Genomic DNA, 272 nt, shown 5'->3' with positions numbered 1-272 from the left:
CCTCTACCCGCTCCTCGATCCCCGCGTGCAGGTGGAGTAAAGCCATGCTCAAGATCTTCCGCGACCTCCTGCGCTTCAACCTGGAATTCGCCATCGGCACGCTGATCGTCTCGATCATCGTCGTGTTGTCGGTGCTGTCGTTCTTCTCGCCCTACCCGCCCGAGGACATCTACGTCGTGGCGCCCGACGTGCCGCCGTCGTGGGAGTACTGGCTGGGCACCACGTCGCGCGGCCAGGACGTGTTATGGCAGATGACGGCTGCGCTGCGAAAC

General features: G+C 63.6%; 1 pseudogene. It reads left to right on the top strand.

Going from position 1 to position 272, the window contains the following annotated elements:
• Positions 1–44: 44 nt before the first annotated feature.
• A pseudogene (locus tag ACSNOK_RS34300) lies at positions 45–272 on the top strand (hypothetical protein); the annotation flags it as partial.

Origin of the sequence: Streptomyces sp. URMC 126 (assembly GCF_051386555.1) — a bacterium.
Lineage (GTDB): Bacteria > Actinomycetota > Actinomycetes > Streptomycetales > Streptomycetaceae > Streptomyces.
This window is presented reverse-complemented; position numbering and strand designations above follow the sequence as displayed.